2 protein-coding genes are annotated in these 1,869 nt (G+C 63.2%); both read right to left on the reverse strand.

Annotated features, from left to right (window positions below):
- Positions 1-1,585 (reverse strand): multicopper oxidase family protein (locus LQV45_RS29160; protein ID WP_230010537.1); only part of this gene is annotated, 1,585 nt, incomplete at its 3' end.
- A 117-nt stretch (positions 1,586-1,702) separates the two neighbouring features.
- Positions 1,703-1,869: Ig-like domain-containing protein (locus LQV45_RS29165; protein ID WP_290370349.1), on the reverse strand; the 167-nt coding region annotated here is incomplete at its 5' end.

Consider the following 1,869-nt stretch of genomic DNA (forward strand, 5'->3'; position numbering starts at 1 on the left):
CCATCATGTCGTGGTCCTCATGGACCAGGTTGTGGCAGTGGATCATGTAACGCCCGCCCCCGCCGGTACCTGTGTCGAACTGCATGAGGGCGGTGATGGACTCGTTCTCGCCGGCGTAGAAGACATCCTTGGGTCCCTTTTCCCAGGCAAACGGCAGGCCGCCGTTGGTGTTTCTCGCGATGATCTTGGCGTCAATGAGGTGGATGTGTACCGGATGGAACCATCCACCGGACGCGTTGATGATGGTCCATTGTTCGACGTCGAATGGCTGGGGGTTGCCGAACAGCTTGGTGAACCCGGACTTCTCCACGTCGGCCCACGTGACGCCGTTGACGGTCCACTGTCCGTGGTCCCGGAAAAATTTCAGCTCGCGCTTCGCCTTGGCCATCGCCGGGGTGAGGCTCATGGTGGGGATGCCCCCCTTGGAGGCGTTGACGGAGCCGCCGTCGTCCAGGGTGGCCGGGATGCTGGAAATGGAGCCGGCCCCGGACCCGGAGTCGGCCACTACCTGGAAGCGCATGATCTTGTTGGTGTTCGCGAAGTCGATGTTGTTCTTGTTGCTGAGGTTCCGCAGCTCGATCAACTGGCCGGTCCGGTATTTCCGGAAATCGATCAGCACCTCATAGCGTTCCGCTGTGCCCTGCCGCCACGATTTCACGGCCTCCACTTTGGGCGTCATGCCGGCGTCGGTGCCCACCACGTAGATGGGGTCTCCGGTGGACAACGTGGGCCGGTAGGACCGTGAAATCGAGGCGTCGAGCACCCGGAAGCGGTAGATCCGGGGCTTGACCTTCATGGTGGGCCACGGCACGCCGTTGACCATGATGATGTCGCCCCAGAGTCCCTTGACGTCGTTGTCGTTGTAGGCGAGGGATCCGTCGGCGTTGAACATGGCGTCCGAGATCATGAGTGGTACGTCGAATTCGCCCTGCGGCAGTTGGGCACGCTCAAACTTGTCGGACAGTGGATAGAAGGCCGCGAGCCCCGAATACACGTTCTGGGCGGTGATGTGGTGCTTATGGTCGTGGTACCAGAGGGTCCGAGCCGTCTGAAAGTTGGGGTACCGGTAGTTCTTGACGTTTCCCGGGACGGTGATGTCGTTGGCGTAGCCGTCGTACTGCGGCAGCGACGCTGAGCCGTGCAGGTGGGTGACGGTATCAAAGCGGGCGGGCTGAACCAGCCCGGCGGCGGGCAGCGCGTTGCGGATCCGCACCTCGATCCGGGTGCCCTGGGTGGCCCGGATGGTTGGGCCGGGGAAGATGCCGTTGTAGCCCGCGACGGTGGTGTTCAGTCCGGGCAGGAAGTGGGCCTGGCCGAGCTTCTGGGTAAGGGCGTACCGGGCGAAAGGACGGGCCGGGTCGCCGCCGTCGAAGCCCGTCTGAAAGGGGACCAGTTCCGGCGGGCGGCGGAATACTCCCGCATAGGGAACAGGCATGTTCTGCGGTGCAAGAAGGCTGGCGGTGACCGGCGTCGCGGCCGGCGCGGTGGTGCCCGTCGTCGGGATGTCGTCGTCGCCGCCTTTGAAACCGGCAAGGCCGAGGGCGCCGACAGCGCCCAGTTTGAAAATTTCTCGTCGTGTAGTCATGGCCCCTCCAAGTGGGCAATAGTGCTGTATACCGTGTCGGAAAGTGGCTTTCCAACAAGTGAGGAAGCCGGCTGGCGGACCGTAGCGGCCCCGCCAGCCGGCGTTCTCAGACTGCTGTTACAGTGCTGTTCCCGTGGTGAATGTCCACGAACGGCTGGGCAACGGGTTGCCTGCCAGATCGCGGATCCGGGTGGTGCCACCGGTGATGATGACCCTGTACTGCGTGCTGGCGAGAAGCGTCGCACTGGGGTTGATTGTCAGCACCCTGGTTGTGGCGTTGTACG

It is taken from the genome of Microbacterium sp. Bi128 (genome assembly GCF_918698205.1).